The 19370-nt window shown below is 44.5% G+C and carries 18 protein-coding genes; 13 read left to right on the top strand and 5 right to left on the bottom strand.

Features of this window, described 5'->3' with window-relative positions; genetic code table 11:
* Positions 1-151: 151 nt before the first annotated feature.
* From FDP09_RS02475 to FDP09_RS02435, 9 genes are all read left to right on the top strand, one after another.
* The gene (locus FDP09_RS02475; protein WP_137401139.1) at positions 152-1069 is read left to right on the top strand and encodes a M20/M25/M40 family metallo-hydrolase; all 918 of its coding nucleotides are present in this window, start codon (positions 152-154) and stop codon (positions 1067-1069) included.
* An 88-nt stretch (positions 1070-1157) separates the two neighbouring features.
* Entirely contained in the window at positions 1158-1685 is a 528-nt protein-coding gene (gene hpt, locus FDP09_RS02470; RefSeq protein WP_137401138.1) for a hypoxanthine phosphoribosyltransferase, read from the top strand.
* A gap of 41 nt (positions 1686-1726) precedes the next feature.
* A complete protein-coding gene (locus FDP09_RS02465) occupies positions 1727-2299 on the top strand; it encodes an adenylate kinase (RefSeq protein WP_137401137.1) in 573 nt (190 codons plus the stop codon).
* A gap of 91 nt (positions 2300-2390) precedes the next feature.
* A complete protein-coding gene (obgE, locus tag FDP09_RS02460) occupies positions 2391-3383 on the top strand; it encodes a GTPase ObgE (protein ID WP_137401136.1) in 993 nt (330 codons plus the stop codon).
* Between the two features lie 75 nt (positions 3384-3458).
* The gene (grpE, locus tag FDP09_RS02455; protein ID WP_137401135.1) at positions 3459-4079 is read left to right on the top strand and encodes a nucleotide exchange factor GrpE; all 621 of its coding nucleotides are present in this window, start codon (positions 3459-3461) and stop codon (positions 4077-4079) included.
* 6 nt (positions 4080-4085) lie between these two features.
* The gene (gene dnaJ, locus FDP09_RS02450; protein ID WP_137401134.1) at positions 4086-5201 is read left to right on the top strand and encodes a molecular chaperone DnaJ; all 1116 of its coding nucleotides are present in this window, start codon (positions 4086-4088) and stop codon (positions 5199-5201) included.
* A 296-nt stretch (positions 5202-5497) separates the two neighbouring features.
* On the top strand, positions 5498-6391 hold the full coding sequence (locus FDP09_RS02445; RefSeq protein WP_229683515.1) for a hypothetical protein: 894 nt from the start codon (positions 5498-5500) through the stop codon (positions 6389-6391).
* A 75-nt stretch (positions 6392-6466) separates the two neighbouring features.
* Positions 6467-7366: an ABC transporter ATP-binding protein gene (locus FDP09_RS02440; RefSeq protein WP_137401133.1), complete on the top strand. Its 900-nt coding sequence runs from the start codon at positions 6467-6469 to the stop codon at positions 7364-7366.
* Positions 7363-8673 (top strand): ABC transporter permease, encoded by a 1311-nt coding sequence (locus tag FDP09_RS02435; protein ID WP_137401132.1) that lies wholly within the window; start codon positions 7363-7365, stop codon positions 8671-8673. The genes FDP09_RS02440 and FDP09_RS02435 overlap by 4 nt, the downstream gene beginning before the upstream one ends.
* A 259-nt stretch (positions 8674-8932) precedes the next feature.
* Here FDP09_RS02435 and FDP09_RS02430 read toward each other — a convergent pair whose 3' ends face one another.
* On the bottom strand, positions 8933-9403 hold the full coding sequence (locus FDP09_RS02430; RefSeq protein WP_137401131.1) for a Dps family protein: 471 nt from the start codon (positions 9401-9403) through the stop codon (positions 8933-8935).
* Between the two features lie 158 nt (positions 9404-9561).
* Here FDP09_RS02430 and FDP09_RS02425 point away from each other — a divergent pair, with 158 nt between their 5' ends.
* The 4 genes from FDP09_RS02425 (at position 9562) to FDP09_RS02410 (ending at position 14445) form a co-directional block, all read left to right on the top strand.
* Positions 9562-10800 carry a sensor histidine kinase gene (locus FDP09_RS02425; protein WP_137401130.1) on the top strand — a complete coding sequence of 413 codons (1239 nt, stop codon included), beginning with the start codon at positions 9562-9564 and terminating at the stop codon, positions 10798-10800.
* Positions 10801-10913: 113 nt separating this feature from the next.
* Positions 10914-12494 (top strand): peptide chain release factor 3, encoded by a 1581-nt coding sequence (locus FDP09_RS02420; RefSeq protein ID WP_137401129.1) that lies wholly within the window; start codon positions 10914-10916, stop codon positions 12492-12494.
* Between the two features lie 86 nt (positions 12495-12580).
* Entirely contained in the window at positions 12581-13315 is a 735-nt protein-coding gene (locus tag FDP09_RS02415; protein ID WP_137401128.1) for an RluA family pseudouridine synthase, read from the top strand.
* A 917-nt stretch (positions 13316-14232) separates the two neighbouring features.
* Entirely contained in the window at positions 14233-14445 is a 213-nt protein-coding gene (locus FDP09_RS02410; RefSeq protein ID WP_137401127.1) for a hypothetical protein, read from the top strand.
* 152 nt (positions 14446-14597) lie between these two features.
* Here FDP09_RS02410 and FDP09_RS02405 read toward each other — a convergent pair whose 3' ends face one another.
* From FDP09_RS02405 to hemB, 4 genes are all read right to left on the bottom strand, one after another.
* A complete protein-coding gene (locus FDP09_RS02405; RefSeq protein WP_137401126.1) occupies positions 14598-14909 on the bottom strand; it encodes a hypothetical protein in 312 nt (103 codons plus the stop codon).
* A 314-nt stretch (positions 14910-15223) separates the two neighbouring features.
* Complete coding sequence (locus FDP09_RS02400; RefSeq protein ID WP_137401125.1) at positions 15224-16372, bottom strand: porin; 1149 nt, start codon at positions 16370-16372, stop codon at positions 15224-15226.
* Positions 16373-16501: 129 nt separating this feature from the next.
* Positions 16502-17812, bottom strand: coding sequence for an ammonium transporter (locus FDP09_RS02395; RefSeq protein WP_137401124.1), 1311 nt, complete (start codon positions 17810-17812; stop codon positions 16502-16504).
* Between the two features lie 514 nt (positions 17813-18326).
* Complete coding sequence (hemB, locus tag FDP09_RS02390) at positions 18327-19295, bottom strand: porphobilinogen synthase (RefSeq protein ID WP_137401123.1); 969 nt, start codon at positions 19293-19295, stop codon at positions 18327-18329.
* Positions 19296-19370: the final 75 nt, after the last annotated feature.

Here is a 19370-nt window from a genome sequence, read left to right as displayed (position 1 = left end):
CAAAATTAAGTGTTTAATTAATTTAAATCCAAACTTAGTAACTAATAACTGTAATGCAAATGTAAATTTTTTATTCAATAACTATAAATTTTTCACTATTTGTTTTAGGAGAAATTATCCCAAATTTGCAGAAAATAAACATTCATAAACTATGCCAAACCTTGATTTTCTATTTGAAATCCTCGAAAAAAGAGGGGTTTCTGGAGAGGAACATGCTTTTTCTGCTTTTATAGTTGACTATGTGCTTAAACGTAGAAGCAGCTGGAAGGTTATGCCTGAAGTCTTTTTTGGAGAAGAATTTCATGATAACATTATCTTAAAATTCGGAAATCCGCGTACAGCGGTCTTTGCCCACATGGATACCATTGGCTTTACCAGTCGGTATGAAAATCAGCTCGTCCCGGTAGGAGGTCCAGATGTGGAGGATGGCGATGCCTTGGTCGGAGAGGATGCCATGGGGCCAATTGCCTGTAAAGTGAAGATTCAAGATGGGGACGTTACACATGATTTTCCGAGAGGGATCATCCCTGGCACTAATTTGTCCTATGCACAAAACATTTCCGTGGAGGATGGTTTTATACAAGCAGCTTACTTGGATAATCGATTGGGCGTTTATAATGCACTGCGCTTGTGCGAGGAGCTGCAAGATGGTGTGATCGTTTTCTCTACCTATGAGGAACATGGTGGAGGAAGTGTTCCTTTTTTGATGAAATACATCTATGAGCAGTGGGAAGTGAAGCAGGCTTTGATATCGGATATCACTTGGGTGACAGAAGGGGTCAGGCACCATGAAGGTGTGGCCATATCCCTCAGGGATAAGTTTATCCCAAGGAAAGTATTTACCGATAAAATAGTCCGGCTAGCAGAAGAAAGTGGTGTTCCGTACCAATTGGAAGTGGAGGGTGCTGGGGGAAGTGATGGCCGAGAGGTGCAGATGAGTCCCTATTTAGTGGATTGGTGCTTTATTGGTGCGGCCGAAGATAATGTCCATACACCGTATGAGAAAGTGTCACTAAAAGACCTGGAATCAATGATTCAATTGTACAAATACCTGATGGCTCGCCTATAGGCTAAGTCTTTGGCTTTCAAATTAGGAAGCACAAACGAAAATTTTCTATATTTGTAGCGCCCTGGAGTCGGGGCTTTTTTATTGTAATATGCTAAAGGTAAAAGACAAAGAGTTTGAGCCATACCTGTCAGAGGAGCGGTTGGATGTGCGGGTGAAGGCGCTGGGAAGGATGCTGTCCCAGGATTACGATGGGAAAAGTCCGCTCGTTTTGGGGATTCTGAATGGAGCCTTCATGTTCTTGTCCGATTTGATGAAGGAAGTGTCGGTTCCATTGGAAGTATCCTTTATAAAGATCGCCTCTTATGAAGCGATGAAGTCCACGGGAAATGTTCAGGAGTTGGTGGGGCTTAAGGAGGATGTACAGGATAGGCATATTATCATTGTGGAGGACATCGTGGATACTGGTAGGAGCATGGAGCACCTGAAGGGGTTGTTGCAGGCAAAGTCACCAGCCAGCATAGCAGTCGTCAGTCTATTGCTAAAGCCAGAAGCCTTGTTGACAGAAGTAGCAGTAGATTACGTGGGGTTTGAGATTCCAAACAAATTCGTGGTCGGCTATGGATTGGATTACGATGGTTATGGCCGAAACCTCAGAGAAATATATCAACTAAAATGAAGGGGATTCCCTAAAACACTGTATTAACCAAACTATAAATCATGCTAAACATCGTATTATTTGGCCCTCCGGGTGCCGGTAAGGGGACGCAAAGTGAAAAGCTTATTGCAAAATATAATTTGGAGCACATTTCTACCGGGGATTTGTTCAGGAAGCACCTAGGTGAAGGGACAGATTTGGGTAAGCTGGCCAGAAAATATATGGATGAGGGCCGGTTGGTGCCTGATGAAGTGGTGATTGGCATGGTGGACGATAAAATCAAAACCACAGAAGGAGCAAAAGGATTTATCTTGGATGGTTTCCCCCGGACGGTGGCACAGGCAGAGGCGCTGGATAAGCTGTTGGAGGAAAAAGGTATGGGTATTTCTGGAATGATAGCGTTAGAAGTGCCTGAGGATGAACTGAAGGAGCGTATCCGTCACAGGGGAAAAACTTCTGGAAGGGTAGATGACCAAGATGAAGAGAAAATCAATACCAGAATAAAAGTGTACAAAGAAGAAACCTTGCCGGTAGCTTCTTTTTATGAAAAGCAAGGGAAGCTTTCGACCATTCATGGTGTGGGAGGAATCGACGAAATTTTCGGTAAAATCTGTGCGGTAATCGATCAGTACTAAAATCGAAAATAATCGTACCTTTGTGAAAATTTAACATTGGCTAAGAGTTTTTCTTAGCCTCTTTTATTTCAGTGCATTAAGCAATAGAAAAGTGGCAGATTCGAATTTTATAGATTATGTGAAGTTTTGCTCCAGGTCTGGGGCGGGAGGAGCTGGTGCTGCCCACTTCAGAAGAGAGAAGCACGTTCCCAAAGGTGGCCCTGACGGAGGGGATGGAGGAAGAGGCGGGCATATTATCCTCAGGGGAAACTCCCAGCTTTGGACCCTGCTGCACCTTAAATACCGGAAGCACATTATTGCCAAGAACGGCAAGGGCGGCGAAGGTGGCCGCAGGAGCGGCAAGGACGGCGAGGATGTTGTGTTGGAGGTTCCGTTAGGTACGGTGGCCAAAGATGCCGAAACCCAAGAAGTGCGTTTTGAGATCACTGCAGATGGAGAAGAGGTCGTTTTGACCAAAGGAGGCAGGGGCGGTCTCGGCAATGACCACTTTAAGACTTCCACAAATCAGGCTCCCCATTATGCTCAGCCGGGTGAAGAGGGGATAGAGGAATGGATCATCTTGGAGCTTAAGCTATTGGCCGATGTAGGGTTGGTAGGGTTTCCGAATGCGGGTAAGTCCACCTTGCTTTCGAGCATATCCGCCGCCAAGCCAGAGATCGGGGATTATCCTTTTACTACCTTGGTGCCGAATCTGGGAGTGGTGAGCTATCGTGATGACAGGTCATTTGTGATGGCCGACATCCCTGGGATCATCGAGGGAGCGTCTGATGGCCGGGGACTTGGGCTGAGGTTTTTGAGGCACATAGAACGAAATTCCATTTTATTGTTTCTGGTGCCTGCTGACGCAGATAGCATCAAAGAGCAATATACTGTTCTGCTTAATGAACTTAAGGAATACAATCCTGAGTTATTGGACAAGCAAAGAATCTTGGCTGTATCGAAGGCAGACATGCTGGATGATGAATTGATGGAAGAAATGAGTGATGACCTTCCTGAGGGAGTACCAAGTCTCTTCATTTCATCTGTAAGCCAATATAACCTGGACAAGCTGAAAGACATGGTCTATTCGGCGATTGTCGGATGATGTCAGTTTGTCATGGTATGTAAAGTGGCAAACTAATTGATATTCGATCAGGAGTATGAGTGAAATCTATATCATATGTTAGAGCAAGATAGTTATTCAAAAGGAGATATGAATAAGGAAAAATTAGCCGCAGAAGAGCAATTAGATGCACAAAACCAAGAAGTGAAAAACGAAGAAGGTGCTGTGAACAGTGAAGAAAAGACTGAGGAACAACCTGCAGAAGAACAACCTGCTGAAGAATTGTCAGTCGAGGAGCAACTTAAAGCAGAAAGCCAGGAATTGAAGGAAAAATATTTAAGGCTTTACTCAGAGTTTGAAAATTACAGGAGGAGGACTTCCAAGGAGCGTCTGGAGTTAATCAAGACAGCTTCTGAGGATGTATTGAAAGACTTGATTCCTGTAGTGGATGATTTTGAAAGAGCTATAAAAGCTGAGGAAAAAGAAGCTGGAGGCGAGAAGACCTTGGAGGGCAGTTTATTGATTTATAATAAACTGTTGAAGGTATTGGAGGCAAAAGGATTGACGGCGATGGAAGATTTGATCGGAAAAGAATTTGATGCCGATACCCAAGAGGCCATTACGCAGATTCCCGCTCCCTCAGAAGATATGAAGGGAAAAGTAATAGATGTGGTGGAAAAAGGCTACAAGCTTGGCGACAAAGTAGTAAGGTTTGCCAAGGTAGTCATTGGATCTTAAGATATTATGGCAAAGAGAGACTATTATGAAGTATTAGGGCTTTCCAAAGGAGCCGGTGCAGATGAAATCAAAAAGGCCTATCGTAAGATGGCCTTAAAGTATCACCCTGACAAAAACCCCGGAGACGAAGAAGCCGAAGAAAAGTTTAAAGAGGCTGCTGAAGCGTATGAAGTGCTCAGTAACCCCGAGAAAAAGCAGCGCTATGACCAGTTTGGCCACCAAGGCGTAAGTGGTAATGGCGGCTTTGGCGGCGGTGGAGGTATGAACATGGATGATATCTTCTCGCAGTTTGGAGACATCTTCGGTGGTGGTGGAGGCTTTGAATCCTTCTTTGGCGGTGGTCGTGGAGGCGGTCGCCGCATGCGAAAAGGAGCGAATCTCCGCGTAAAGCTGAAAGTCAATCTAAAAGAAGTCGCCAATGGCGTAGAGAAAAAGATCAAGGTAAAGCGCCATGTGGTAGCAGACGGCGTGTCTTTTAAAACATGCTCGACTTGTCAAGGTTCTGGTCAGGTGAAAAAGGTAGTCAATACCATGCTCGGCCAGATGGTGTCGGCAAGTGCTTGTCCTAACTGCGGTGGCACTGGTCAGATCATTGACAAAAAGCCAGACCATGCAGATGCCAGAGGATTGATCCTTAAGGAGGAAGTCATTCCGATAAACATTCCTGCAGGGGTGGCCGACGGTATACAGCTCAGCATGTCTGGTAAAGGAAATGAAATTCCAGGTGGAGTAGCCGGTGATTTGCTGATCGTGATCGAAGAAATTGAGCATGACATTCTACAGCGAGATGGTAATAACGTAGTCTATGACCTGTATGTGAATTTTGTGGATGCGGCATTGGGAGCGCACATAGAAGTGCCTACCATCGAAAGCAAAGTGAAGATCAAGCTCGAACCCGGTACCCAAAGCGGCAAGATCCTTCGCCTCAAAGGCAAGGGCATCAAAGACCTCAATGGGTTTGGCCGAGGTGACGAGCTCATCCATGTAAATGTTTGGACACCGCAGCAACTTACCAAAGAAGAAAAAGAAAAGTTGGAATCCTTAAGGGAATCGGAGAATTTTATTCCCGCTCCAGGGAAATATGAAAAGACATTCTTCGATAAAATGAAGGAATTCTTTTAACCCGTTTTATGCATTAGGAATCGTAATAAGAGCTGAAACTACAAGAAAATCAGGCTGTTTGGAGATTGAATCATCCGCCGCGGCGGATGGTGAACCTGTCTACCGCCAGGTAGAATCGAAAACAGCAGCGAAGCGACTGATTTTGTCCGCCGCGGCGGATCAGCTCGGAATAGATAGGCTAATGCATAATGCGGGTTTAAGATATAAAGAGGAGACACAAAGAAGGCCGGGATTTTTTTCCGGCTTTTTTTTTTGACTAAGCCAACCTTTTTAGCAACACGCCGTAGGTTATTCGTATGTTGAATAGATTGTGCTTAATCATCTTCTTTACGTCCATGCTTCGCGTGGTAGCAATGGCCCAAATTGTAAAAGAGTTTGTGGTAGAGGAAAATGAAGGGTTTGATGTAGTACAACTAAATTTTTCGTCATACAAAGGGGTTTCGGACATCGATAAGATGTACATAAATGACCCCATTATGATCCATTCTCACCTTTCTAAGGTAAATATCCTCCCTGATTTTGCATACAGTATAAAGGATCGTGTACTGACAGCAGACCTTAACCATTCAGATGTGGAGCAGGAGAGCTTTGGTAAAAGCCTCTCTTCAAAACTTTTTGCTACGAGTGAAGGGGATTTTGACCATACTTGGGAAGTGGGGCTTTGCGATAAGTATGCATACTTGCTTGATCTGCACTTTGGCATCGGCCAGGCGAATGTGGACCTGAGCAATCTAAAGGTCAAGCGGTGCAAAATCACCACGGCGACGGCAGACGTGGTCCTTAATTACAGGAAGAAAGGGGCAAACCTGACCGAAATGGACACAATGATGGTAAAGGTAAACATGGGCACCGTTGACGGTGTGAATGTCACCCAAGCCAATGCAAGCAATATGATTTTCGAAGTGAACTATGGGAAGGTAAACCTGGATTTTGAAGATCATTTTGAGGGCGAAAAACCTTGCCATATCAAGACTACAGTAGGTGCTGGGGCTGTCTATATTTTACTCCCGGCGCCTCAATACCCTTATTTGGTGAAAATAAACTCTACGGCCATGTGCCGAAAGAAACTCCCCAGCTACCTTAAAGAGCTCAGTGATAAAGTGTATGCCAGCAAGGGCTACCAAGAAGATGCTAAAAACCTGATTACTTTTGAAATTGATGTGTCTGTTGGCTCTTTGGTCTTAAAGTAGCAGAATACCTTGGTGATTAGGGATTAGCCCTTATTTTTGTTGTTGTTAATTTCATGGGTTTAAATCACGTAATTCTTGGATATTCTTAAAATAGATGGATTAAATAAACGCTACGGCGAACAGCCAGCTCTTACTGACGTGGATTTGGCTGTGCCTGAAGGAGGCGTTTTTGGCCTGCTCGGGCCCAACGGTGCTGGAAAAACGACCTTGATCCGGATCATCAATCAAATTATTGACGGTGATAGTGGCGCAGTTTACCTCAAAGGGGAGCCGTTAAGTCCCAAGCATATCAAGAGTATCGGATACCTCCCGGAAGAGCGCGGTCTTTACAAAAGAATGAAAGTGGGTGACCAGCTGATTTACTTTGCCCGGTTAAAGGGGCTGAGTGGGTATGATGCAAAGACAAAGGTGAGTGGTTGGCTGAAGAAACTGGACATTCAAGCATGGTCGGAAAAGAAGATAGAAGACCTGTCAAAGGGCATGGCCCAAAAAGTGCAGTTCATCGCCACGGTGATCCACGATCCGGAGATTTTGATTCTGGATGAGCCTTTTTCGGGTTTTGACCCGGTCAATGCGGAAGTCATCAAAAACGAGATGTTGGCTCTGAAGGAAAAGGGCACCACTGTGATGCTGAGCACACACCGGATGGAGTCTGTGGAGCTGTTATGTGACCATATTGCCATGATCAATAAATCCCATAAAGTACTGGACGGCCCCCTTTCGCAGATAAAAGAGCAATCCCGATCCAATGTGTTTAAGGTGAAATTTCAGGGAAGTGACATCATTCTTCCGGAGAGGTGCTTTAACCGTAAATTAGCGTATGGAATAACGTCTTTTGAGGTGAAGCTGGATAGTGACTCACCAAATGACCTCTTGCGGGAGATGATGGGGTATGGAGAAGTGGTGGGTTTCGAGGAACGGCTTCCTACGATTGAGGAAATTTTTATTCAAAAAGTAAAAGATAACGAACAATGAGCAAGGTTTTTTTGGTGATCAAGCGGGAGTACCTGGCCAGGGTCAGAAAGAAATCGTTTTTACTTGCTACGCTAATAACTCCACTGATTTTCCCGGCGATACTGGGCGTGTTTTTGTGGATTTCGCTGAGTGATGAAGGAGGAGACGCTTTGAAGATCATAGAGGTGGTTGATGAAAGCGACCGGTTTTTTATAGAAAGCAATGGAGAATATGCTTTTTCCTATTCCTCTCTACCACAAGAAGAAGCCAAGCAGCTTGTCCAAAATGGTGATCGCTTCGGTTTTTTGTATATCCCAAAGGTAGAGGTGGATTCACCTGAAGGTATTCGTTTCTATTCCAAAAAGACGCCAAGTGTCGGTTTGGTGGGGGACTTGGAGGAGAGGCTGAGCAATCGGATAGGAGAAATAAGGCTATATGAACTTGGGATCGATCCAAAAGTAATCAGAAACATCAAAACTCCGGTTTCCATCAGGTCCATTACCTTAGAGGAAGGAGGCAATGAAAAAGTGGCCAATGCAGGGGTGAATTACGGTTTGGGTTTTTTTCTGGGGATTTTGATTTATACGTTCATTTTTGTTTATGGAACCCAAATCATGCAGGGGGTCATCGAAGAAAAATCCAGTAGGATTATCGAAATACTTGTCTCATCCATAAAGCCTTTTCAGCTAATGCTGGGCAAGATCATCGGTATAGGAGCCGTGGGACTGACCCAATTTCTGATATGGATAGTGCTTATTTCTACAGTATCTGCAGTGGTGATGGGTTATTTTGGTATGCAAATGCCTCAGCAGCAGGCGCTGGAAATGGCAAATCCCGAAGCTGCCCAGACGATGATGCAATCCAGTGAGATGATGCAAGTGTTTCAGGTGATACAAGGGATTGACTTTGTGGAGTTGGTGCTTACATTTCTGTTTTATTTTCTTGGGGGGTATTTGCTGTACGGGGCTTTTTTTGCGGCTATTGGTGCTGCAGTAGATTCACCTGGAGATGCCCAGCAGTTTATGTTTCCAGTGACCATCCCGTTGATAGCGAGTTACTTTGGTTTGTTTATATTTGTGCTTGACGATCCAGAAAGCAATGTGAGCTTTTGGTTGTCCGTGATTCCATTTACCTCGCCGATTTCGATGGTGGGGCGTGCGAGTTTTGGGATTCCATTATTTGATTTGGCAGTGTCCATGGTGCTGCTCATAATAGGGTTCTTGTTTACCACTTGGGTTGCCGCAAAGATCTACCGTATTGGCATTTTGGTTCATGGCACCAAAGTAAATTACAAAATGCTCTGGAAGTGGATCAGACAAAACAACTAAAGTATATGCTGTGTCCAGACAAGTAGGCCGAAATTTCAAACATTAAACCCGGAATATGCATTAGCCTATCTGTTGCGACCTGAAACTGCTTCAAAATCAGTCGTTTCACTTTAGTTTTCGGCATAACCGTAGCGATGCTACGCTAATGCCTCCAAACTAACTGATTTTCTTGCACTTTCAGCTCTCACTACGATTCCCAACGCATAATCCGGGTTAAATACAAACAGAGGCTGTCGATTATTCGGCAGCCTCTGTTTTTTTATTTGAGATAAGCAGAAAGCATCCAAACCACTTTTTCCTTTGATGTGATGTAGTCACTCATCAGGGTGACGGTGCCTTCATCTCCTTGTGAACTGGCGATTTCTAATGTTTCCCTTTCTAGGCTTAGGAGTGTGTTGAGGTTGTCCCTGACATTTTCCACCATGCTTTTAGGATCTGCTACATTTTTGGCCTCCTTGATGGCCGCTTCTTCGATATATTCTGCGAATGAACTCAAAGGTCTTTCGCCCAAGGTCAGGATCCTTTCGGCCGTTTCGTCTATGGCTTCATTTGCTGCATTGTACAATTCTTCGAATTTGGCGTGAAGCTCAAAGAAGTTAGGGCCGGAGACATTCCAGTGAAAGTTCCTGAGGTTTTGGTAATAGATTTCGTAGTTTGCCAGCAGTTTATTGAGTTTGGCGGATAGGACTTTGCTATCTTTTACTTTTAATCCAATTTCGTTAGTTGCCATTGTATAGATGTTTTGTTTATTTGAATAATTATTCGAATTTACGGGTATCTTGGAAGGCAGTCAAACTGATAATTACTATTCGCAATAGATAATATCTATGTAGCCTAGACAGTTATAGTAGGAGAGACTACCACTAATTGGAACAGTGACATAAATTAATGAGGAATAAATTTCAAGATCTGGCCACGCTGGATTTATATCAAAATAGGGGCAAGGTTAAATGGATTATCTTTATTGCCTCTTTGATCATTAGTATTGGTTCGATCTATTATACCAATACCTTGGTCAGTGAGCTTAAGGAGCGGGAAAAAAAGCAGATTACACTCTATGCCAATGCCATGGAGTATGTGGCAAACAATTCCGATAACCTTACTTTTATCCACCAAGGCATTATTCAGGAGAACCATAACATCCCGGTGATCGTGGCAGATGCTTTTGGCAATCCCTCTGAGCAGTACAGAAATATTACCTTCAAGAAGAATGCTACAGAAGCTGATATCGAGGAGAAGCTCCGGTCAGAGGTGCTGCGGATGAAGATGGACTATGAGCCTATTCAGATATTGGACAACCAGTACCTGTATTATACAAATTCAGAATTGCTGACACGGCTAAAGTATTATCCCTATGTGCAGCTTTCGGTGATTTTGGTATTTGGTGTGTTGGCATTTGCGGTGTTTAACCAGTCAAAGATCGCGGAGCAAAATCGAGTATGGGCAGGGCTTACCAAGGAGACTGCCCATCAGTTAGGTACGCCAATAGCTTCCCTGATGGCTTGGATCGATTATTTGAAAAATTCTCCGGTCTGGGACGAAAACAAGGAAGTCATCGTGGAGCTGGACAAAGATGTGTCAAAGCTGCGGATGGTTACAGAGCGGTTTAGCAATATCGGCAGTGCTCCGGTAATCAAACAGGAAAATGTCTATTCCGTCATCGAGGAGGCAGTGAGTTACCTGAGGCCAAGGGTTTCCAGCAAAGTGAGCATTGACCTAAGCAGTGATGCTGAGGATGTGGACGCGATGATGAACCGATCGCTTTTTGAGTGGGTGGTGGAAAATATCTGCAAAAATGCCGTGGACGCGATGAAGGGTCAGGGTCAGATCAATATTAATATTGTTAAGGAAAGCGAGCAATTTGTCCATGTGGATATAACCGATACCGGAAAAGGTATGGACAAGAGCATGTTTAAGCGAGTTTTTAATCCAGGTTTTACCACCCGGCAACGTGGCTGGGGGCTGGGGCTGACACTTGCCAAGCGGATTATAGAAGGTTATCACCGTGGAAGAATTTTTGTTCATCAATCTGAGCCAGGAAAAGGGACGACCTTTAGGATAGTCCTTCGGGGAGCTAATGAGAGCTCTTCGGAGTTTAAAGTGGATCGTGACCCATTTTTAGACTGATTGGCCGTTGCTAAAGGACCGCAAAGGATAATGTGAGGAGTGCTCGCTAAATTATCATCTTTCGATATAATCGACTACCTTTGCGTCTTGCTAATAAAGGAGCCAGAAGAAAGATGAGTTTGACCAAGGAGATTCAGAGAAGAAAAACATTTGGAATCATTTCCCACCCTGATGCAGGAAAGACGACGTTGACAGAAAAGCTGTTGCTTTTTGGTGGTGCGATCAAAACCGCTGGGGCAGTAAAATCCAATAAGATCGATACCCATGCCAAATCCGACTGGATGGAAATCGAGAAACAACGGGGTATCTCGGTAGCCACCTCCGTGATGGGATTTGAATACAAAGGCACCAAAATCAATCTGCTCGATACACCTGGGCACCAAGACTTTGCAGAAGATACTTACCGTACGTTGACTGCCGTGGACAGTGTGATCATGGTGATCGACTGTGTCAAGGGCGTGGAGATCCAAACCGAAAAGCTGATGGAGGTCTGTCGGATGCGGAAGACACCGGTGATCTGTTTTATCAACAAACTCGACCGTGAAGGCCGTGATCCCTATGATCTTTTGGATGAAGTGGAGGATAAGCTCAATATCAAGGTAAGGCCACTCTCATGGCCGATCTCCATGGGGAAAACGTTTAAAGGAGTCTATAACCTTTACAATAGATCACTTAACCTTTTCCGTCCTTCCCAGCGTAAGCTTTCTGACGATATCATGGCTATTGAAGACCTGTCGGATGCGAAGTTGGAAGACTTGGTGGGCGATAATAATGCCAGCCAGCTTCGGGAAGATGTGGAATTAATAGAAGGTGTCTATCCTGAATTTGATAAAAATGCTTACCTGAATGGGGAGATTGCTCCGGTGTTCTTTGGTTCGGCGGTAAATAATTTTGGTGTTCAGGAGATGTTGGATACTTTTATTGACATCGCTCCCTCGCCTAAGAGCCGACATGCCGACGAGCGTGAGGTGAGTCCAGATGAGGATAAGTTCAGTGGTTTTGTCTTTAAAATCCACGCAAACATGGATCCTAACCACCGTAACAGGATTGCGTTTTTGAGGATCTGTTCAGGGAAATTTGAACGAAACAAACCCTACAAGAGCATGCGGGCACCGAAGCCACTCCGGTTTTCCAATGTGACTTCTTTTATGGCGCAGGATAAGGAAATTATCGAAGAGGCCTTTCCCGGTGATATCGTGGGCTTATATGATACCGGCAACCTGAAGATCGGTGATTCACTTTCCGATGGGGAGCGCTTGACCTTTAGGGGCATCCCTAGTTTTTCACCTGAGATTTTTAGGGAGGTGATCAATAAGGATGCGATGAAAACCAAGCAGCTCGAAAAGGGTCTGAAGCAATTAATGGAAGAGGGAGTAGCCCAGCTGTTTACCTTTGATATGGGATCGCGCAAGGTTATCGGGACTGTGGGACAACTTCAGTTTGAAGTGATCCAATTCCGGTTAAAGAATGAATATAATGCCACGGTAGAATTTGCTCCCATGAACCTTTATAAGGCATGCTGGATCAGTAGCAAGGACAAGAAGCAGCTGGATGAGTTTGTGCGGTCAAAGAACCGGCACATTGCTTATGATAAAGATGGTAAACTGGTGTTTATGGCAGAGTCCAGGGCTTGGCTTCAGATGGTCCAGGACAATTATCCTGATATCGAATTCCACTTTACATCAGAATTCTAAAAAAAGCCGGTTTGTCACTGGAATTGCTGATAAAATAACCCGGAAGTCGTCTGGCATCTCAAATCTAAAATCTAACTTCTCAACATATGGCAAAGCAACCGTTCACAGTAGTATATGAAGATAATCACCTTTTGGTGGTAAATAAACATGCCGGAGTCCTCGTCCAAGGTGACCATACAGGGGATAAAACGTTGACAGATTACTGTAAGGAGTATGTTGCCAAAAAATACGACAAGCCTGGGGCAGTGTTTCTACATCCAGTCCACCGAATAGACCGGCCAGTCAGCGGGTTGGTGGTTTTTGCCCGTACGTCCAAGGCACTGGAGCGAATGATGGTGCTTTTTAAAAAACGGGAGGTTCACAAGGTGTATTGGGCCATTGTGAAAAAGCGTCCGAAAGAGGAAATCGGTAAGCTGACCCATTACCTTAAAAAAGATGAAAACCGAAATGTGACCACTGCTTATGATAAAGAAGCGGAGGGTTCCAAACGTGCCGAGCTGGATTACAAGCGACTTGGCAAGTTGAATGACCACTGGTTGGTGGAGGTGCGCCCCAAGACCGGTCGTCCACACCAGATCAGGGTGCAGTTGGCAGCGATGGGCTGTCCTATCCGTGGCGATCTGCGTTATGGTTTCTCCAAGCCCAATCCAGATGCAAGTATCAACTTACATGCATTTCACTTGATTTTCGTCCATCCTGTAAAGAAAGAGAAACTCTATCTGAGAGCTGCACTTCCTGAAGAAGCATTCTGGGAGCAATATTTGGATTTTGAAAAGGTAAAGGCACAGGACCAACACCTTGGAAATACGTTTAGTGGATAATAAAAGCTTAGTAGCCCTAAAGGTAGTCAGTTTAACCATTTGAGCAGCAAACCAGCTTTTTGGCTGATTCACGTCATGTCTGTCTAGTAGTTGGATAGGCAAACCTGCGTCTTTTCCAGCCCGCTTCTTTGGTTTCATAACATCAAATACCACCTCAAAATGCCACAAAATCCCAAAGGCACCAAGTGCATGTTGGGCCTGCATTGAAAGATTACACTCTAACGCTAGCCCCAGAGGGGCCAAGGAAATCGCTTTTACCCCATGAAGTTATTTAATTCTGGCAAAAAGCGTCAGACCGAGCGGAGTCGAGGTCCAACGTATAGCCTTCGACTCCGCTCAGGCTTACATCTCTTTACTAATAACCTCAGTTCGATTATAAAATCGTCACTGCCAGGCTTAGAGGGAGATATGAGGGGTGGAAGCCGTGGCAGTCTCAGTAATTCGGGATTGCCACACCCTTTTCCAACCCACATCCTCCTTAAAAGGGTTTGCGATGACGCTTTTTATACTAAAATTAAGTCGAGCTCAGGTTAATAGTTTAACCCGCATTATCAATGTCGTTTAATTAGTGTGAATTTGGAAATATTGGTTCTATTGTTTTTCTGCTAAATTCCAAGATGGTCTTCACCTCATTACCTTTGTTACTTTTTTGCTTCAGGTCAAAAAAGTAACCAAAAAACCCCGCCGCTACGCCACGGCGCACAGGTGTGCAGCTATTGGCCTAAAATTAAAACCTCCCCTCATGCAGGCAAACTCCTCCTTTTCTAGCTGCCAATATTCTTTTTGGCTAGTATTTCGTCAAACAAGCCTGTCTTCTTGCCTACCCGCTTTTTAATTTCTTAACGCCCAATAGCTGCAAGGCGGATCCATTTTATACATGTAAAAAAAGACGATGGATTAAAACCATAATTTTCTCAATGAACGATCCGTATTGGAAAATCTTCTTACCTAAACGACACTGCCCGCTTTATGCATTAGCCTATCTATTACGAGCTGATCCGCCGCGGCGGACAAAATCAATCGCTTCGCTGCTGTTTTCGATCTCACCATCCGCCGCGGCGGATGATTCAATCTCCAAACAGCCTGATTTTCTTGTAGTTTCAGCTCTCATTACGATTCCTAATGCATAAAAAGGGTTTAAAAGCGATTTCCCTGCCAGAGGGGCGATATATGTGTGGCCATGGGTGAAGCCCATGGTGAATTGCCTATAATCCATAAAGTGCCTAAAATAAGAAAGGCTACCAGATCGGTAGCCTTTTAATTTCTGAAAAACTATTTGCCCTTAATTATTCTCCCAGGGCTTTTGATTTTTTGCTTTTGGTCCTTTAGGTCTGGAGATCGGCTGGAGGTCGGTATTGAGCTCTACTTTCTCCGTATCCCTTTCCCATAACTTTTGGTTTTTTGCCTTGGGGCCTTTGGTCAGTTCACCATTGATGTCCACTACAAGCGTGCCTTTTCTGGCTTGATCTTTCCAAGGCTTGTAGTTTTTTGCTTTTGGGCCTTTGAGTTCTTTTCGTTCTTTATCCTGCCCAAACGCTTCAATCGATTCAAATCCAAAGAAACCGGCAGCAACCATAACAGCTAATTTAACCATCGTCGTATAATTTATGTTTTGTTCTTAATTTCCTTATACTGTACTTATCGGATTTCAAGAAAAAAGGTTTCAGTAAAATCAGGTTTTTATAAAAGTATTTTCCTTTAATGTAAAATTATATGCTGGTATATGGTTTATATGTTTATGTATGTTGGGTATTTAGGTGATCTGTCTGCTAAGAATTAGTGGGTTTTTGATGGTTCTTGGTATTAATGTAAACCTAAAAAACTGCCTTTTGCATAAAACAGAAAAAACCACGGCTTTTTGCAAAGCGCGTGGTTTTTATTTAAAAATTTCAGTTTGTCAGAAAAAAATTAGAAAGAGAATACGGCTGCCAGCATGAATGAAGACAAACTTTTAGAACCTGCAAGTTCATTGTTTACAAAGTAATCTTCTTCTGACATGGAGTCCAGTCTTACTTCTGGAATAAGGGTAAAGTTTTCTACTACTTTATAGTTTCCTGACAGGGTTACTGCAAACACGCTTCCGTCACCATCGGTGTCAAGTCCTACTACACCATCCAAGCCGTTGTTAAATACATTAAAATATTCACCACGAAGTCCTAGGGAGAATCTATCGGAAGTGGAAGCCTGTACATAACCGGCTACACCATAGAAGCCATAGCCATCACCATCTTCATCTACGATGTCGGTTCCATTGAAGCTTTCTCCGGCAGCAGTAGTGTTGTAAGTGGCGTTTAGACCAAGATAAACCATTTCGGATACATCAAAACCTGTGGTCAGGTCGACTTGGAAAGTACTTCCGCCTGATGCTTGGCCCATGGTAAGGGGGTAATCTTCGTCCAATTTACCATCTTGGTCGCCATAAAGGAAGTTTAACCAAGCGCCTCCATTGTCATTTTCGTATCCAAGTTGTAAACCACCAGTGTAAGTGCCTGCCCAGTTGAATTCTGTATAGTCAGTAGGGTTCATTACAGCAGCCATCAGTGACCAGTTATCGCTCAGGGCGATATCTGCTTTCAGTCCAGTGTGGGAGAAAGGACCGTAGGAGAACATGTATGAAGTGGAATAGTTGAAGTTGGCAGCAGGAGAAATCACCTCATAGCCAAGGAAGGTATTGAAGTTACCGAAAGTAAAGGTGACCGCATCACTGACATTCCAGTACATGTACAGTTGGTTGACGATATTGGAGCTGCCGGTAGAGTTGAAGACCGCGTCTGTACCCCGTGGACCAAAGACCAAATCGGCTACGAAACCTATTTTTTCGCCTTCGTAAGCGGTGATGATATTCGCCATGCCCAGTGCAAAACCTGGTCTATTGGCAAATGAAGTGGCTGGTGCCACGAAAGAACCGTCAGGCAATTCTTTGTTAGGAGCATTGAAATTGGCTCTATAATAAGCATCTACGGATCCTGAGATGCTGACTTTGGATAGGTCCTGTGCCATCACTGTGGAAAGAGAACCTAGACATAACAATACAATTAGTAGTTGAAGTTTTTTCATTTTACTTGAAATTAAATTATCTGTTATTTGTTAGGATTAGGGATAAGATACCCTGCCCAAGCGGTTGATTGGCGGAAAGCGAATGGGCAGGGTAAATGGTTGTATAGTGGTTGTGGTTGGTTGTTTTTTCTATTCGTCGTACACGATCGTGTAGCCTCTGATGCCGTGCTCGTGGGAATCCAGGCCGGTTTTTTCATGTTCTTCGGACACGCGGATACCAACGGTTACTTTCAGTACATAGAAGATGACGAAGGCACAGATGAAGGCGGTGATGCCACAGATGGCCACGCCGGTGAGCTGTGTCAAAAAGCTGTGATCAGGGTTGGTGGAGAAGATGCCTACGGCAAGGGTTCCCCAGATACCGCAGGTAAGGTGAACCGAAACGGCACCTACTACATCATCCAAGTGCATTTTGTCAAGTATTACTGCAGACATTACTACCAGGATACCGGCTACAAAACCGACGATGAGTGCTGGGCCCGGGTTGATTACGTCAGCGCCAGCGGTGATGCCTACCAGTCCGGCAAGAATACCGTTAAGCACCATTCCCAAGTCCAGTCTTTTGAATACAAAGTAACCTGCCAAGAAGCCTCCCAGTCCACCTGCACAAGCTGCAAGGGAAGTGGTCACCAATACAAAGGATACCAACGCAGGGTCTGCAGAAAGTACGGAGCCACCGTTAAAGCCGAACCAGCCTAACCATAGCAAGAATACCCCGATGACGGCCAATGGTACACTGGCGCCTGGCTTATCCACGGTCTTGCCGTTTACGTATTTACCAATACGTGGTCCTACCAAGATCACACCAGCAAGGGCTCCCCAGCCACCTACGGAGTGGACGAGCGTGGAACCTGCAAAATCGTAGAATCCCCAGCTGTCGAGCATACCTCCGCCCCATTTCCAGCTTCCGATAATTGGGTAGACGATCCCTACATATATGATGGTAAAGAGTAGGTAGGCGCCCAGCTTTACACGCTCGGCAATGGCTCCCGATACGATAGTCGCTGCAGTGGCGGCAAACATCGCCTGAAACAAGAAATCTGTCCAATAGGTGTAACCTGCACCTGCATAGTCGGCAGATACATCAGCATTCTCAGGGGCAAACCAGAACATGCTCCAGCCGGCACCGTCAAATCCGAACCATCCCGGTACGTCAAATCCAGGATACATCAGAAAAAATCCGCAAATCGCGTAAGTGACAATTCCTATAATAGGAGTCACCGTGTTTTTGAATAGAATGTTTACCGTGTTTTTGGCTTGGCCAAAACCGGCTTCCACACCTGCAAAACCCAGGTGCATGATAAATACGAGTGCGGTGGATAGCATCATCCACACGTTGTTAGTAGTGAGTAGGTTTTGGGTGATGTCAGCTGAGAGATCTGCTCCTTGTGCTAAAGCATCGGTGCTCACTTGAGCGAGGTCATTAAAACTCCATTTCATACAGTTGAATGTTTAAGTAGACTTATTTTTCGAAATTTTTTATGGGTTAGCGATTATTTAATGATCTAAAGGTAGATATTTTTTAAGTAAAAAAACAAACCAATAATTAACAAATTAACATAAAAAGTAAGTTTTATGGGTATTTTTGTAACTTAAAAACCTTAAAAACTTGCGAAAAATGAAAATGAATGGTGTTTTTAAAACTTTAAAATAAATTCAGAATTTTATCTTAAGATGATTGTTAATGCGGTGGTATTGTGGGGTATTTGAGTGTATAACTGTTTTTTTATTTTAAAAAGTGAGTGATGTCCGGTATGGTGGCGCGGGATTTTTTGAAAATATGGGGTATATCTTGTTTACCGGAATTTATTACGGTTTATGATTTTATTCATGGGAGGTTTAAAAAACAACCTAATTCTCTGATTTTGGTGTGAATTGGATAGGAATGCATTAAAAAATAAAGGCCGACCATCTAACAATGGTCGGCCTTTATGTGTTTCTGGTAGAAGAGGTGTTATTTGCGAAGCTTTGCGTATTCTTTGGCAAAATAACTCAGGATGATGTTGGCTCCTGCTCTTTTGATGCTTAGCAGGGATTCTAACATGGCCCTCTCTCCGTCCAGCCATCCTTTTTCGTGGGCAGCTTTGATCATGGAGTATTCACCGCTTACATTATAGGCGGCGATGGGCAAGTTGGAGTTTTCCTTTAAGAGCCTGATGACATCCAGATAGGCCAATGCAGGTTTGATCATTAGGAAGTCCGCGCCTTCTGCTTCGTCAAGTTCTGCTTCTATGAGGGCTTCATGGAGATTGGCAGGATCCATTTGATAGGTCTTTTTGTCCCCTGCTTTCGGAGCAGAGTCCAAGGCGTCCCGGAACGGGTTGTAAAAGGCACTCGCATATTTTGCGGTATAGGACATGATGGATACCTCCGTGTGACCTGCATTGTCCAGTGCTTTGCGGAGGTGGCCTACGCGACCGTCCATCATGTCGGAGGGGCCGATGATGTCTGCTCCGGCCTGTGCCTGTGCTACGGACATTTTGCCGAGTACTTCCAGTGTTTCGTCGTTCAGGATCTTGCCGTCTTCGACAATGCCGTCATGGCCGTCCGAGCTGTAAGGATCCATCGCGACGTCGGTCATGATGCATGCTTCAGGGAATGTGGTCTTGACTTTGTGGATGGCCTGGAGGTAAAAAGTGTCGGGATTGTGGCTTTCTGTAGCCATTTTGTCCTTTTTGCTTTCTGGGTAAGCAGGGAATATATCAAATGCATTAATGCCGAGGTTCAGGCATTCTTCTACCTCCTTTAGTAAAAGATCAGTAGAGTGGCGGAATATGCCGGGCATGGAAGCGACCTCTTCCTTTTGATTGATGCCGTCGATGACGAACAAGGGGAAGATAAAGTCTTTCGTGGATAGGCGGGTTTCTTCCACCATGCCTCGTATGACGGCCGACTTTCGGTTTCTGCGGGGTCTTTTATACATAGGTGTTATTTCTTTTTGCTCAGCGCAAAGTTAATAAAATCCTCGGCGCCTCTTATTGTCAACGTGGCTAATGTG

Source organism: Echinicola rosea (genome assembly GCF_005281475.1).
Taxonomy (GTDB): domain Bacteria; phylum Bacteroidota; class Bacteroidia; order Cytophagales; family Cyclobacteriaceae; genus Echinicola; species Echinicola rosea.
The sequence above is the reverse complement of the archived record's forward strand: the minus strand, read 5'-3'. Positions and strand labels throughout refer to the sequence as shown.

Coding starts and splice junctions, on each gene's coding strand:
- FDP09_RS02400 (WP_137401125.1), bottom strand. CDS start 16,372: ATGAAAAAACTTCAACTACTAATTGTATTGTTATGTCTAGGTTCTCTT.
- FDP09_RS02420 (WP_137401129.1), top strand. CDS start 10,914: ATGAGTTTGACCAAGGAGATTCAGAGAAGAAAAACATTTGGAATCATT.
- FDP09_RS02465 (WP_137401137.1), top strand. CDS start 1,727: ATGCTAAACATCGTATTATTTGGCCCTCCGGGTGCCGGTAAGGGGACG.
- FDP09_RS02435 (WP_137401132.1), top strand. CDS start 7,363: ATGAGCAAGGTTTTTTTGGTGATCAAGCGGGAGTACCTGGCCAGGGTC.
- dnaJ (WP_137401134.1), top strand. CDS start 4,086: ATGGCAAAGAGAGACTATTATGAAGTATTAGGGCTTTCCAAAGGAGCC.
- hemB (WP_137401123.1), bottom strand. CDS start 19,295: ATGTATAAAAGACCCCGCAGAAACCGAAAGTCGGCCGTCATACGAGGC.
- FDP09_RS02410 (WP_137401127.1), top strand. CDS start 14,233: ATGAACGATCCGTATTGGAAAATCTTCTTACCTAAACGACACTGCCCG.
- FDP09_RS02445 (WP_229683515.1), top strand. CDS start 5,498: ATGTTGAATAGATTGTGCTTAATCATCTTCTTTACGTCCATGCTTCGC.
- FDP09_RS02430 (WP_137401131.1), bottom strand. CDS start 9,403: ATGGCAACTAACGAAATTGGATTAAAAGTAAAAGATAGCAAAGTCCTA.
- hpt (WP_137401138.1), top strand. CDS start 1,158: ATGCTAAAGGTAAAAGACAAAGAGTTTGAGCCATACCTGTCAGAGGAG.
- grpE (WP_137401135.1), top strand. CDS start 3,459: ATGTTAGAGCAAGATAGTTATTCAAAAGGAGATATGAATAAGGAAAAA.
- FDP09_RS02415 (WP_137401128.1), top strand. CDS start 12,581: ATGGCAAAGCAACCGTTCACAGTAGTATATGAAGATAATCACCTTTTG.
- FDP09_RS02405 (WP_137401126.1), bottom strand. CDS start 14,909: ATGGTTAAATTAGCTGTTATGGTTGCTGCCGGTTTCTTTGGATTTGAA.
- FDP09_RS02425 (WP_137401130.1), top strand. CDS start 9,562: ATGAGGAATAAATTTCAAGATCTGGCCACGCTGGATTTATATCAAAAT.
- FDP09_RS02475 (WP_137401139.1), top strand. CDS start 152: ATGCCAAACCTTGATTTTCTATTTGAAATCCTCGAAAAAAGAGGGGTT.
- FDP09_RS02395 (WP_137401124.1), bottom strand. CDS start 17,812: ATGAAATGGAGTTTTAATGACCTCGCTCAAGTGAGCACCGATGCTTTA.